This window comes from Xanthomonas euvesicatoria, assembly GCF_013112235.1.
GTDB lineage: Bacteria > Pseudomonadota > Gammaproteobacteria > Xanthomonadales > Xanthomonadaceae > Xanthomonas > Xanthomonas euvesicatoria.
Genome location: NZ_JABFFS010000001.1, coordinates 939191 through 953026, shown reverse-complemented (window position 1 = coordinate 953026; position 13836 = coordinate 939191). Strand labels below are relative to the sequence as shown.

The window sequence follows — 13836 nt, the reverse complement described above, 5'->3', positions numbered from 1 at the left end:
GTCAGTCCTGTGAAGGGCGGTCGGGATGCGATTGGGCGAATGGCCCGATCACGCTGCCGACGAAGCCGCCGGCCTTTTCGGTGCTGAGAAAGCTGGCGTCGTCGTTGCGGCGTAGCCATTGCCAGCCGCGGCCATCGGCATCGAAGGCGAAGCTATACGCACCACCATCGCCGCTGATCTGCAGCCGCAGCTGTGCAGTGGCCGGGATGCGGGTCTGCGCCAGCGTGGTGGTGGCCGCGCCCTCGCGCTTGTCCAGAAATACCTGGACGGCATCGCCATCGCGACGGGCGCCGAGTGCATACCACGCGGTCGAATTCTGAAATGCGGCCAAGCCTGCACTGATGCCCGCCTGGGTCGGGACCTCCAGTGCGGTGCTGGCGGTGAAACGCAGATGTTGCTGGCGGCGTGCGAGAAACGCGGGCGTGCCGGTACCGTCCAGCCCCTGGCTGCTGGCATGCAACGTCAACCAGCCTGCCCGCGTGCGCAGGTCGGCCACGTCGTGCTTTGGCACGCGCACGGTCAGCCATTCGCGTTGTAGCGTGGCCTGATCGAAATCGTCGTGCCAGACGAAGTTGCCTGACAATGGTGCCTGCGTGGCACCTGCCTTCATGCCTGCGGGCGCCTTGGCGATGTAAGGAATCGGCTGTCCCGCCGGCAGGATCGAGGGCCAGCCATCGCGCCACTGCACCGGCAGCAAAAACGTTTCGCGCCCGGTGTTGTAGTGATCGCCGCGATACGGACGGCTGGCGAGAAACACCGCCCACCACTGCCCATCGGGTGTGTCGACCAGGTCCACATGACCGGCGTTGCTGACCGGATGCGCGCGCCCGGCCGGCAGATCGCGTTGGGTCAGGATGGGGTTGTTCGGTGCCGGTGCATACGGCCCCCACACGTTGCGGCTGCGCAACACCACCTGCGAATGCTGCGGCCCGGTGCCGCCCTCCGCACACGAGAGGTAGTACCACCCGTCGCGTTGATACAGGTGCGGGCCTTCGATCCAGATCGGCTTGCTGGCCAGATCCACGCCGCCATTGAGCAGCACCTTGCGCGGGCCGACAGTCGCATTCTTCGCGATATCGAAGCGCTGCATCCAGATCGCGCGATGCCCGTCATACAACGGCGTGCCTTCCGGCGGGCCGTTGTTGAGCAGGTACGCGCTGCCATCGGTATCGAAGAACAGGGACGGGTCGATGCCGTCGATGCTGGGCAGCCATGTCAATGCCGACCATGGGCCCGCCGCATTGCTGGCACTGGCGATGAAATTGCCACCGCTGTCGACCGAGGTACCCACCACGTAAAAACGCCCGTCGTGATGGCGGATGCTGGCGGCATACATGCCGCGCGACATGCGCAGCCCGTCGTAGTCGAGCTGCTCGCGGCGTTCGACCACGTTGCCGATCTGGGTCCAATGCACAAGATCGGTGCTCTCCAGCACCGGGATCGCCGGAAAGTAGGTAAACGTCGAATTGACCAGGTAATAGCGCTCTCCCACACGCGTGATGCTGGGGTCCGGATAGAAACCGGCCAGCACCGGATTGCGGTAGTGCCCGGCCGGCAGCGGCGTGGCGAACACCGCATCGTCGCCGCGGTATTCGAACCAGTCGAACGCAACATCGGCAGCGGCCTGCGCCTGCGTGTTCGCAGGCACCGCCAAGGCCATCAGCAGGGCCACACACGTGGCAGAAAACGCGCGCATCACCAATCCCACATCGCGCCGTCTTCCAGTCGCGCGATCGGCAACTGCTTGGGCACGTAGGGATACTTCGCTGCAAGCGCTTCGTCGATGTCCACGCCATGCCCCGGTGTCTCGCCGCAGTGCAGGCGGCCATCGCGGAATTGGTAGTCGTGCGGGAACACCGCATTGGCCTCGTCGGAATGGAACATGTATTCCTGGATGCCGAAGTTGGGCACCCAGGTGTCGAAGTGCAGGGCGGCGCCCATGCACACCGGCGAGAGGTCGGTGGCGCCGTGGAAGCCGGTGCGCACCTGATGCAGCGCGGCGAAATCGGCCAGCCGGCGCACATGGGTGATGCCGCCAGCGTGGACGATCGTGGTGCGGATGTAGTCGATCAGCTGCTGCTCGATCAGGTGCTTGCAGTCCCAGATTGAGTTGAATACCTCACCCACTGCCAGCGGCGTCACGGTGTGCTGGCGAATGATCTCGAACGCACGCTGGTTTTCCGCCGGTGTGGCATCTTCCAGCCAGAACAGCCGGTACGGCTCCAGGTCGCGACCCAGCCGGGCGGCTTCGATCGGGGTCAGCCGATGATGCGCGTCGTGCAGCAGCTCGATCGCGTCGCCGTGGTCGTTGCGCAGCTGTTCGAACAGCTTCGGCACCACGCCCAGATAGCGCGGCGTGGACCACACGGTTTCGGTGGGCAGCTCGCTTTCGGCCGGTTCGTACGGTTTGCCGCCGACAGAAATGCCGTAGGTCTTCTTGATGCCGGGCACGCCGCATTGCGCGCGAATCGCGATGAAGCCCATCTCGCGGAAGCGGCCCACCTCGTCGCTGGTTTCGGCGATATCGCGGCCGTTGGCATGGCCATACACCAACGCACCCTCGCGCGAGCGCCCGCCCAGCAGCTGGTACAACGGCATGCCGGCCATCTTGCCCAGGATGTCCCACAACGCCACGTCCACCGCGGCGATCGCGCTCATCGTCACCGGTCCACGCCGCCAGTACGCACCGCGGTAGAAGAACTGCCAGATGTCCTCGATGCGCCCGGCATCGCGGCCGATCAGGTTCGGCACCAGGTGTTCCTGCAGATACGCCGCCACCGCCAGCTCGCGGCCGTTGAGGGTGGCATCGCCCAGCCCGGTGATGCCTGAGCGAGTGCGGATCTTCAAGGTGACGAAGTTGCGGCCCGGGCAGGTGACGATGACGCGCGCCTCGACGATCTCGCGGTCGCGGGCAGAGCCTTGCAGCGGTGCAGGGGAGTCGGAAGTCTGTGACATCGTGATCTCGCTCAGGGGGAAGAGGTGGCAGTGATGGGAAGTTCGAACGGGCCGGCCGGCAGGCCGCTGCGGTCGTACAAGGTGCACACCGGGCTGTCGGCCCAGCAGTAGCGCACGCGCGTTGCGGTCATGCCGGAAGGAATGGGCACGCTGACATCGTGGCCCTGCAGTGTGGCGCTGGCATAGCGGCAAGTGCCGGACGCCTCGCCGCACAGCTCGAAGCCGATCGGTGCGTCGTTGCCGTAACTCAGTAGCGTGGTGTCGACATCGTCGAAGCCGATGCGCACGCTGTCGCGCTCGCGCTGCACGCTGCGCGGCACCGGGCCGGACGGCGCAATCGCCTCGCCATACACCACATGCCGCGCCGCGCGCGCCAGGCGCCGGCCCAGCTCCTGCTTGTTGGCCGGATGGATGTCGTAGCGGTCGCCGATATCGATCGCCACCGCCAATCCTGCGTGCGCGTCGCTGGCCACAAAGCGTCGCTGCGCCTCGCGCAATTGCGCCCAGCCGCTGTCGGTCGGCTGGGTAGGCGGTGCGCCGTAATTGGCCAACTGCACCACCAGCAACGGCAGGCCTGCACCGAAGCGCTGCCGCCAGTCGCGCTGCCAGGCAGTGAGCAAGGCCGGATAACGCGCTGCATCGCCGGTATTGGATTCGCCCTGGTACCACAGCACGCCGCGCAGGCCCAGGTGTTCCAGCGGCGCGATCATGCCGTTGTACAAGGTGGTCAGCCCGGCGGCCGACGACCACGGTGCGCGCGGTGGCGTGCCCACTGCCTGCGGCACGATGCGGTATTGCCAGGGCGCGTCCAGCGCCACGGTGCTGCCATCGGCAAATTGCAGTGCGCGCGATGGCGCGTCGCCCAGCAGCCCGCCGCGGCGATAGGTATTGAGCACATTGAGCACGATGCTGTTGCGCCCGGCATGCAGCAGTCCGCGCGGTAGCGCATAGCGACGTGGTTGATCGGCGCCATAGCTGCTGCCCACGCCGCGTCCGTTGACCCAGGTCTGGTCCAGTTCGTCCACCGGCCCGAGTCGCAACGTGGCGTCCTGTGCGGCCTGTGCCGGGGTCAGCTCGACGCGGGTGCGGTACCAGACCATGCCGTTGAAGCCGACCAGTTGCGGCACGCCCCAGTCGTCCCATGCGCCCAAGGCCGGCGGCGCATCCTGCCAATGGCCGGGCGCATCCGGCTGCCACGGTTCGCCTTCGCCATGGGCACGCCACCAGCGTTCCCACAGCGCGGCCCACCGCGGTGCGGCCGCCACCGGGTCGGTTGCATAGCGCGCCAGCACATCCAGCGCCGGACCATCGTCGCCGGCCGCACGCAGGGCCTTGTCGCCGATCCAGGCCTGCAGTTGCGACCCGCCCCATGACGCATTGATCAACCCCATCGGCACGTCGACCTGCTTCTGCAACTCGCGTGCGAAGTAGTAACAGGCAGCCGAAAAGTCCTTCACCGTCTCCGGTGTGGTGCGCTGCCAGGTTGCAGCGCCGCCGAAACCGCGTTGCGGTGTCGGGCTGGATTGCGCGGGCACCTTGAACATGCGGATGCTGGGGTGCTCGGCATCGGCAATCTCGCTGCGCGAATCCAGCGTGCGATGTACCTGCAGTTCCATGTTCGATTGCCCCGAACACAGCCAGACATCGCCGATCAGCACGTCATCGATCTGCTGCATCGCACCGTTGGCAGTGCTGGCCTTCAGGCTGTACGGGCCGCCGGCGGCGTGCGCGGGCAAGCGCGCCTCCCAGTGACCTTGCCGGTCTGCGCGCGTCTGCACCTGCGCACTGTCCAGTTGCACGGTCACACGCGTGCCCGGCGCCGCATCGCCCCACAGGCGGATCGGCGCGTCGCGTTGCAGCACCGCATGGTCCTGAAACACCGGATGCAGCAGCGGCGCATCCGCGGCGCGCGCAAGTTGCGGCAGCAGCAACGCCGACAGCGTGCCGATCAATATCTTTACGCGACATGCGCTCACTTCGGATTCCCCGGTGCATACGGAAATGTCAGTGCCTGGTAATACGCCAGCGGGTGCGCCGGCGGGCTGACGCCTGCAGGCAGCGGGCGCCCGGACACGCTCTGGAAATAGGCGATGCTGGCATCGCGCCACCACTGCGCCTCACCTTGCTGGATCGCCAGAAAATCGGCGACCTGCTGGTAGCGCTGTGCATCGATCTTGCCGGCCAGATGCTGCCAGGTCGTGCGCATCGCAGCGACCTCGGCCACGCCATGGTCGTAACGTCGCACCAGTTCGTCCCACAGCGGTCTGCCGGAGGCCATGCGGTGATCCCACGGCACATGATGGAACCACAGCAGCAACGGCTCGGGCACGCGCCGCACATCGCCGAACTCGCGCGCCACCGGCGGCGCATATTGCGCAACGGCATTGCTGCCGCTGGCGCTGCGGTCGAAGCCGATCCCGTTGCGGTCGGCGCGGTGGTAATACACCGGATCCCAGTCCGGACGTTCGCTGCCGGCATCCCACGGCGCCGGGCCGTAATGGTGGCCGCGCCCCATCAGGTGATGCAGACCGAGCGGAGTCATGTAGTCCACCACTGCCTCGCGCGAACGCAGCATCATGCCGACCACCGGCTCGACCACTGCCGGATCGTTGGAAAAGGTCATGCGCGTCCATTCCTGCGCAATGGCCTGCGGCGACAGCTGCGGGTCCCACGCCAGCCGCCCGTACGCGTACCAGTTGGCCTGATCGAAGATCGAGCCGCTCCAGCTGCGATCGGCGCCGATATTGGCCACACCGGCGATCCCGGTCAGCCGTGTGCGTTTGCTCTCGGCGAACAAGCTGCCATCCACTGTCTTTGCAACGGTCGAGCCCTTGCCGCGCGCATAGGTGTCGGCTTGCAAGGTCTCGGAAAACAGCGGGCCCAGATAGGCCAGATGGGTGGAAAAACCCAGATATTCCTTGGTGATCTGAAACTCCGGCATCAATGGCGTCTTGCCCATCGCGCCGAACAATGGGTGAAACGGCTCGCGTGGCTGGAAGTCGATGGCCCCGTTTTTCACCTGCACGATCACGTTGTCGGCAAACGCGCCATCCAGCGGCACGAACTCGCTGTAGGCCTGCTTGGCGCGGTCGTCCGGCTGCTCATGCGAATAGACGAAGGCGCGCCACATCACTACCCCGCCGTGCGGCGCCAGGGCATCGGCCAGCAGGTTCGCGCCATCGGCGTGGCTGCGTCCATAGTCCTGCGGGCCGGGCTGGCCTTCGGAGTTGGCCTTGACCAGGAACCCGCCGAAATCCGGAATGCGCGCATAGATGGCGTCGGCGGTATCGCGCCACCAGCGCCGTACCTGCGGGTCCAGCGGGTCGGCGGTTTTCAGGCCACCGATTTCGATCGGTGCACTGAAACGCGCGCTGAGGAACACACGAATCCCGTACGGACGAAACACCTTCGCCAGGGCGGCCGCCTTGTCGAGGTATTGCGGCGTCAGGCTCCAGGCCTTGGCGTTGACGTTGTTGAGCACGGTTCCATTGATGCCCAGCGACGCATTGGCACGTGCGTAGTCGGTGTAACGCGGATCCAGATAGCCAGGCAGCGTCTGCCAGTTCCACAGCGACGCACCGGCATAGCCACGTTCCACCAGGCCATCGAGATTGTCCCAATGATTGAGCATGCGCAGCTGCAAGCGTGGCGACGCGCGCACATCCAGCGCTGCGAGCGATTGCCCGGTCTGCAGCAGGCGCAACAGGTGGAAGGTGCCGTATAGCACCCCGAGATCGCTGCCGCCGACAATGGCGGTGATGCGATGCCCATGTACCTCGGCGCTCCGAATCAGATAGCCGTCGCGGCCCAACTGGCCTGTATCGAGCTTCAGGGCGGCAATCTGTGGCGCGCTGGCGGCGCCCAAGACGATGGCGCCATCTTGCGTTACCGCGTCCACGCGCGGCGGTGTGCGTCCCAATAATCCCTGCAGGCCGCGCGCCAGTTCATCGCGTGCTGCATGCAGGGTGGGCGAATCGCCAACGACGACCAATTGACTGGCACTGTCACGCAATTGCGCGGCATTGGCCAGCGGTTGGTAGCGCAACCATAGATCGTAGCCATCCTCCGCATGCGCGTTGGCGCCGATCAACAGGCCACTGCATAACAGCGCCGCCCACATCACTGCCTGCAGCGTAAATGCGCCGACACCCGTGTCGTGCTGCTGCATTGCAGACCGGCTCATGCGGCATGCTCGAGCGTCACCGGCGCATGCAGGCGCATATCGCCGCTCTGCCTGCTTCCCGGTACCATGGCTCGCATCGTCATACCTGCACCCGGCGTCCGCGTTACCGCAGCAGCGCCCGTGCATCCCGCAGCTTTCGCACGCATTTGAAGAGGCCACGCTTGGAGAAGGTCAGGAAATCGGTCCGCCGCACCAGCCGCGCGACCACCATCGACGAGGTGGCAGCGCTGGCAAAGGTCTCGCCGATGACGGTCTCGCGCGTGGTCAACAACACCGGCAGCGTGCGCGATGCCACCCGCGAACGGGTCATGCGCGCGGTCGACAAGCTGGGCTACACGCCCAATCTTGCCGCCAGCGCACTGGCGGCCGCGCAGAGCACGCGGATTGCGTTGATCTACAGCGATCCCAGCGGTGCCTACCTGCGCGAGTTGCTGCTGGGCGTGCTGCGGGTGGCATCGCGTACGTCGATCCAGCTGGTGATCGACTGCTGGGACGACCTGGACGCCGATGCCGAACGCAAGGCCGCGCGCAAGCTCGCCAAAGGCGTTGCCGGTGTGATCCTGCCGCCGCCCTTGTGCGAATCCAGGGCCGCAGTGCTGGAATTGGTGCGCGCCAAGGTGCCGGTGGTGGCGATCGCCTCCAACCATTTCAGCCCGGATGTGGCGTGTGTGCGCATCGACGAATTCGCTGCTGCCAAAGAGATCACCGAACATCTGATCGCACAGGGGCATGCGCGCATCGGCTACATCGCCGGGCATCCGAATCTGTCGGCCAGCACGCGGCGCTTCGAAGGCTTTCAGGCGGCGCTGGCCGACGCCGGTCTGCGCCTGGATCGGCACTTGGTGCAGCCGGGCGACTACACCTACAAATCCGGGCTGGTTGCCGCGGAAAAATTGCTGGCGCGCAAACGCCGTCCCAGCGCCATCTTCGCCAGCAACGACGACATGGCCGCCGCGGCAATCTCGGTCGCGCACCGGCGTGGGCTGGATGTGCCGCGCGATCTGTCGGTGGTCGGGTTCGACGACACCTCTGCCGCCACTGCGGTGTGGCCCGAAATCACCACCGTGCAGCAGCCCATCGCCGCCATGGCCGATGCCGCGCTGGACATCTTGCTGAAGACGATTCGGGCCAAGGAGCGTACGGCAAGGATGGTCGATCATGTGGTCGCGCACCTGCTGGTCAAGCGGGATTCGGTGGCCGCACCGACAGCGGACGATGCGGCCGAGTCAACGTAGCGATCAGACCCCTGCATGCCGCAAGCCGGATGTGGTCGCCTCGCAGGCTTGCATGCAACACACCAGCATTGCCGGTGTGCGCTCACGTTTCTGGTGACCGCGCATCACATTGGCAGCCATTGCTGGCCGCTGCAGTGATAGCTGGCCCACCGTCGCAATGCAGACGGTCATTGCACGCGCCAGGTGAGGCGAGGCGCATGCAGTGGCAATGCTCAACGCGTCAGATACTGATTGATCAGGTTTTCATACGCTTCCTGGCGGCCGCTGAGCTGCTGGGGCGCATTGCCGGCCGCATGCTTGGCCAGATCGGCCAGCGTGGTCTTGCCTGCGGCAAAATCCGCGCCGGCGCCGCTGTCGAAGCTGGCGTAACGCTCGGCGCGCCACTGTTCCAGCGGCGAGGCGGTCAGCAGCGCGTTGGCCACTTCCAGCCCGCGTGCGAACGCATCCATGCCGCCGATGTGGGCCAGGAACAGGTCCTGCGGGTCGGACGATTCGCGACGCACCTTGGCATCGAAATTCAGTCCGCCCGGTGCCAGCCCGCCCTGCCGCAGCACCACCAGCATGGCGCCGACGGTGTCGTACAGATCGGTCGGGAACTGGTCGGTGTCCCAGCCGTTCTGCGGGTTGCCGCGGTTGGCATCGATGCTGCCGAGCAGGCCGGCATCGGATGCCACCTGCAGGTCATGCTCGAAGCTATGGCCCGACAGCGTGGCGTGGTTGGCCTCGATGTTGAGCTTGAAGTCTTTGTCCAGGCCATGCTGGCGCAGGAAGCCGATCACCGTGGCGCTATCGAAATCGTACTGGTGCTTCATCGGCTCCATGGGCTTGGGCTCGATCAGGAAATTGCCCTTGAAGCCAATCGCACGGCCGTAATCACGTGCCAGGGTGAGGAAGCGCGCCATGTTGTCCTGCTCGCGCTTCATCTGCGTGTTGTGCAGGCAGGCATAGCCTTCGCGGCCGCCCCAGAACACGTAGTTCTCGCCACCGAGTTCAACGGTCGCATCGATCGCGGCCTTGACCTGCACCGCCGCACGCGCCACGACATTGAAGTCCGGGTTGGTCGATGCACCATTCATGTAGCGCGGATGCGAGAACAGGTTGGCCGTGCCCCACAACAGCTTGATGCCGGTGTCGGCCTGACGCTGCTTGGCGATGCCCACCATGTGTTTGAGATTCTTTTCGTACTCGCCGATGTCGTCGGCATCCGGTGCCAGGTCGATGTCGTGGAAGCAGTAGTAGGGCACGCCGAGCTTGGTGAAGAACTCGAACGCCGCATCGGCCTTGGCTTCGGCACGGTTCAACGCGGTAGTGCCCGCATCCCACGGATACGCCCGCGTGCCCGGGCCGAACGGGTCGGCGCCATTGCCGCAGAAGCTGTGCCAGTAGGCCACGGCAAAGCGCAGATGCTCGGCCATGGTCTTGTCGCCGATGGTTTTGTTGGCGTCGTAGACCTTGAACGCGAGCGGGTTGTCCGAATCGCGGCCTTCGAAACCGATCTTGCCGATGCCGGGGAAATATTCTTTCGCGCCGATGTACACGGTGTTGCTCATGGGGTGAACTCCTGCAGCAGGGGAGGGAAGAGAGGGAAAGCGTTACACCGGGACATCGGCATCAGCGCACAGGCCATGGCCACGTACGCGTTGCGCAGCGCGCATGGCACCGGCAACCGATGCGTCCGCGCGACTGCCATCGGCATCCAGCCAGAAAATGTTAGCGCTACCACACCTGCGACTGAAAAAAGCCGCGCGTTGTAGCGAAGCTGAAGATGCCATGCCGGTCCCGGGTCAAGCGACCTGCCGACTGTACCGAGCCTGCCGCAGAAAGGCTTGCTGCGCTGCGAGATACGAGCTGTGCTGTGGCACCGCACCAGGCAACGCGGGTCAATGGAGGCGGCCCGCAAGTAACAATGCGCGCAGCTACCGTGCGCATTGCACGCTGACGACTGCATGCATCTGCGGACAAAAAGCCGGACTGCCGGCAAGTGGTTACCTGGCAACGGCCGCAGGACACCATGTCCAGGCAACAGGTCTGCATCGACCGGCGCCATTGCAGCCGTCCGTGCCGCTGCCGCGTCAACGTCCAATGCGTCACAAGGGCTGCGTGTCGGCGTGCCACCCCCGCGCGCAGCCAACCCCGTCGCCTGCCAGCCCCCGGCAGCTACAATGGCCGGCTTATGACCGCTGTCCTGCCGCTGCCGCAACCCCTGGCCGACCCCGCACCGCGCGACCCGCGCCAGCGGTTGCAGCGCGAACAGCTACGCCTGGGCAAACGCCTGCAGCGCCAGGTCGGCCAGGCGATTGCCGATTTCGGCATGATCGCACCCGGCGACAAGGTCATGGTCTGTCTGTCGGGCGGCAAGGACAGCTACACCTTGTTGGACATGCTGCTGCAGTTGCAGCGCAAGGCGCCGGTGCCGTTCAGCCTGGTGGCGGTTAACCTGGACCAGAAACAGCCCGACTTTCCCGCCCATGTGCTGCCGGCCTACCTGCGCGGGCTGGGGGTGCCGTTCGATATCGTCGAGCAGGACACCTATTCGGTGGTCAGCCGGGTGATTCCGGCCGGCAAGACGATGTGTTCGCTGTGCTCGCGGCTGCGGCGCGGCGCGCTGTATGCCTACGCGCAGACGCATGGCGTGACCAAGATCGCGCTCGGCCATCACCGCGACGACATCGTGGCCACCTTCTTCATGAACCTGTTTCACCACGCGCGGCTGGCGGCGATGGCGCCCAAGCTACGCAGCGACGACGGCGCGCATGTGGTGATCCGCCCGCTGGCCTATGTGCGCGAAGCCGACATCGCGGCGTACGCGCAGGCGCGGCAGTTCCCGATCATTCCGTGCAACCTGTGCGGCAGCCAGGAAAACCTGCAGCGCCAGCAGGTCGGCAAGCTGTTGCAGCAATGGGACCGCGAGTTCCCCGGCCGCGTGGAGCAGATCGCCCGCGCCTTGGGCGATGTCCGCCCCGAGCAATTGGCCGATCGCACGTTGTTCGATTTCCTGGCGCTGGGCCGCAGCGGCGATGCGCCGAGCGATGTTGATCCCGATCCCAGCGCGTGGCTGTCCGCCAGCCACGCCACCCACGACAGCGACTGACGCCGCCGCTCCGGCTGCCGGCAGTCTTCCACCCTCCACGTTTTTCTTCATTCGGTCCAACGCATGTTCTTTCGCAACCTCACCCTGTTCCGCTTTCCCACCACCCTGGACTTCTCCGAGATCGACACCTTGCTGCCGCCTGTGCAGCTCAAGCCGGTCGGGCCGCTGGAAATGAGTTCGCGCGGTTTCATTTCCCCGTTCGGCCGCGACGAGCAGGAAGTGCTCTCGCACCGTCTGGAAGATTTTCTGTGGCTCACCGTCGGTGGCGAGGACAAGATCCTGCCCGGCGCGGTGGTCAACGACCTGCTCGAGCGCAAGGTGGCCGAGATCGAGGAAAAGGAAGGCCGCCGCCCCGGTGGCAAGGCACGCAAGCGCCTCAAGGACGATTTGATCCATGAGCTGCTGCCGCGCGCCTTCGTCAAGAGCTCGCGCACCGACGCCATCCTGGACCTGCAGCATGGCTACATCGCGGTCAACAGCTCCAGCCGCAAGAGCGGCGAGAACGTGATGAGCGAGATCCGTGGCGCGCTCGGCAGCTTCCCGGCGCTGCCGCTCAATGCCGAAGTGGCCCCGCGCGCCATCCTCACCGGCTGGATCGCCGGCGAACCCTTGCCCGAAGGCCTCAGCCTGGGCGAAGAGTGCGAGATGAAGGACCCCATCGAAGGCGGCGCGGTGGTCAAGTGCCAGCACCAGGAACTGCGCGGCGACGAGATCGACAAACACCTGGAAGCCGGCAAGCAGGTCACCAAGCTGGCGCTGGTGCTGGACGACAATCTGTCGTTCGTGCTCGGCGACGATCTGGTGATCCGCAAGCTCAAGTTCCTCGACGGCGCCCTGGATCAGCTCGAACACAGCGAAGACGATGGCGCACGTGCCGAACTCGACGCACGCTTTGCGTTGATGAGCGCGGAAATCCGCCGGCTGTTCCTGTTGCTAGAAACCGCGTTGAAGTTGAGCAAGGCCGAGTAACCGGAACGTCTCACGGTGGCGGTGTCGAGGCGCGATGCGTGGCGCGAATCAAACGCTTTCGGTGCGTCGAGGGCGCGGTGCCCTCGCCACACGCGGGACACGCCGTGAATCCATCCGTGGAGGCTCGGCGGCGGCATCCATGCCGCCAACTGTCCCGCAAGCGGCAAGGACACCGCACCAGACAAGGTGCGGATCGTTTTAGTGAAGGCCCTGCACACCGGCCAACTCGACGAGTCCTTGCCTGCCCGCCGTCGCGGGACACGCCGTGAACCCGTCGCTGGGGATTCGATGGCGGCATCCATGCCGCCAAAAGTCCCGCAGGCGTTGAGAACACCGCACCAAAGCGTTCTTCCGCTGCTCTCGTGAAGGACATACGTGCGATGTGTCCTGCGCGGTGGCGGACAAGGGCCCGGCAGCAACGTTGCAGAACAGCTGCCCCACCACTGATCCATCGGTTGGCCAATCGCTTCCAGGGACGACGCCGATCACGGTCTGGCAGTCACCGAGTGCGGCAATCGATGCGTCTCACCGCCTGACACATCGCGGCGGTATCCTGTGCGCATGTTCAAGCCCGTCCGCCGCCTGATTGTTCCGCCCTCGCAGGTTGTCGAACGCGACTGCGTGCACGTGCAGCTGGACGGCCGCGACATCGCAGTGCTGCGCGTGCGCGATCCGCGTGCGCGACGCATCAAACTCAGCGTCGACGAGCGCGGCGCACGGCTGACCTTGCCGCTGCGCGCAAGCCTGATGTCCGGCGAACGGTTTCTGCATGCGCATCTGGACTGGCTGACCACGCAGCTGTCGCGGTATCAGCAGGTCGATGCGTTTCCTGCGCTTGAGCGTGGCGTGCCCGGGCAGCTGCCATTGCGCGGTGCGTTGCTGCCGTTGAGCTGGCACGAAGGGCGCTATGCACGCATCGATATCACCGACGACGGGGCGCAGTTCCATGTGCCCACCCGCCTGGGCGATGCCGGCCTGCGCCGCACCTTGAAGGAATTCTACGAAGCGCAGGCGCGCGCCGATGTCGGCCGCTGGTTGCCGGGTTATCTGCCCGGCCTGCCGCGCGCACCGGCGCGACTGCGGCTGAAGGTGATGTCCTCGCAGTGGGGCTCGCTCGCACCGGATGGCTCGATGGCGTTGGACCTGGCGCTGGTGCTTGGTCGCCCTTCCGCGTTCGAATACGTGCTGGTGCACGAGCTCTGCCACCTGGTGCAGGCCAACCACTCGCCTGCGTTCTGGGCCGAAGTGGAGCAACGTTTTCCCACTTGGCGCGAGGAACGCAGTTACTTCCACGAACACGGCCGCCAGCTCAAGGCGCAACTGCGCCGGTTGCTGCACGTGCAGTGACGCAGGCGTAGCGCGCGGCTGCGATGACGTGCCTTTCGCGACAGTGGTGCAGCTAC

Annotated in this window: 9 protein-coding genes; 4 read left to right on the top strand and 5 right to left on the bottom strand. The window is 65.7% G+C overall.

Features of this window, described 5'->3' with window-relative positions:
• Window position 1: 1 nt before the first annotated feature.
• From HLH45_RS04010 to HLH45_RS03995, 4 genes are read right to left on the bottom strand one after another with little or no spacing between them, the layout of a single operon-like run.
• Window positions 2–1672 (bottom strand): glycoside hydrolase family 43 protein, encoded by a 1671-nt coding sequence (locus HLH45_RS04010; RefSeq protein ID WP_033479414.1) that lies wholly within the window; start codon window positions 1670–1672, stop codon window positions 2–4.
• 23 nt (window positions 1673–1695) lie between these two features.
• Window positions 1696–2955 (bottom strand): D-mannonate dehydratase ManD, encoded by a 1260-nt coding sequence (gene manD / locus HLH45_RS04005; RefSeq protein WP_008577819.1) that lies wholly within the window; start codon window positions 2953–2955, stop codon window positions 1696–1698.
• Window positions 2956–2966: 11 nt separating this feature from the next.
• Window positions 2967–4931, bottom strand: coding sequence for a sialate O-acetylesterase (locus tag HLH45_RS04000; protein WP_033479409.1), 1965 nt, complete (start codon window positions 4929–4931; stop codon window positions 2967–2969).
• Window positions 4928–7123 (bottom strand): alpha-glucuronidase family glycosyl hydrolase, encoded by a 2196-nt coding sequence (locus HLH45_RS03995; RefSeq protein WP_008577821.1) that lies wholly within the window; start codon window positions 7121–7123, stop codon window positions 4928–4930. The genes HLH45_RS04000 and HLH45_RS03995 overlap by 4 nt, the downstream gene beginning before the upstream one ends.
• 176 nt (window positions 7124–7299) lie before the next feature.
• Between HLH45_RS03995 and HLH45_RS03990 the strand changes: the two genes are divergently transcribed.
• Window positions 7300–8373, top strand: coding sequence for a LacI family DNA-binding transcriptional regulator (locus HLH45_RS03990; RefSeq protein ID WP_011349086.1), 1074 nt, complete (start codon window positions 7300–7302; stop codon window positions 8371–8373).
• 212 nt (window positions 8374–8585) lie between these two features.
• Here the strand turns inward: HLH45_RS03990 and xylA are convergent, their stop codons facing one another.
• Window positions 8586–9923 (bottom strand): xylose isomerase, encoded by a 1338-nt coding sequence (gene xylA, locus HLH45_RS03985; RefSeq protein ID WP_014091471.1) that lies wholly within the window; start codon window positions 9921–9923, stop codon window positions 8586–8588.
• Between the two features lie 623 nt (window positions 9924–10546).
• Here xylA and ttcA point away from each other — a divergent pair.
• The 3 genes from ttcA to HLH45_RS03970 all read left to right on the top strand — a co-directional run bounded on the left by ttcA (window position 10547) and on the right by HLH45_RS03970 (window position 13780).
• Entirely contained in the window at window positions 10547–11464 is a 918-nt protein-coding gene (ttcA, locus tag HLH45_RS03980) for a tRNA 2-thiocytidine(32) synthetase TtcA (protein ID WP_046932716.1), read from the top strand.
• Window positions 11465–11527: 63 nt separating this feature from the next.
• Window positions 11528–12433 (top strand): recombination-associated protein RdgC, encoded by a 906-nt coding sequence (locus tag HLH45_RS03975; RefSeq protein ID WP_008577753.1) that lies wholly within the window; start codon window positions 11528–11530, stop codon window positions 12431–12433.
• A gap of 561 nt (window positions 12434–12994) precedes the next feature.
• The gene (locus tag HLH45_RS03970; protein ID WP_008577754.1) at window positions 12995–13780 is read left to right on the top strand and encodes a YgjP family zinc-dependent metalloprotease; all 786 of its coding nucleotides are present in this window, start codon (window positions 12995–12997) and stop codon (window positions 13778–13780) included.
• The last annotated feature ends 56 nt before the right edge of the window (window positions 13781–13836 follow it).

Bases quoted from the DNA above. Each gene is read 5' to 3' on its own strand.
- ttcA (WP_046932716.1), top strand. From the start codon at position 10,547: ATGACCGCTGTCCTGCCGCTGCCGCAACCCCTGGCCGACCCCGCACCG.
- HLH45_RS03970 (WP_008577754.1), top strand. From the start codon at position 12,995: ATGTTCAAGCCCGTCCGCCGCCTGATTGTTCCGCCCTCGCAGGTTGTC.
- manD (WP_008577819.1), bottom strand. From the start codon at position 2,955: ATGTCACAGACTTCCGACTCCCCTGCACCGCTGCAAGGCTCTGCCCGC.
- HLH45_RS03975 (WP_008577753.1), top strand. From the start codon at position 11,528: ATGTTCTTTCGCAACCTCACCCTGTTCCGCTTTCCCACCACCCTGGAC.
- xylA (WP_014091471.1), bottom strand. From the start codon at position 9,923: ATGAGCAACACCGTGTACATCGGCGCGAAAGAATATTTCCCCGGCATC.
- HLH45_RS03995 (WP_008577821.1), bottom strand. From the start codon at position 7,123: ATGCAGCAGCACGACACGGGTGTCGGCGCATTTACGCTGCAGGCAGTG.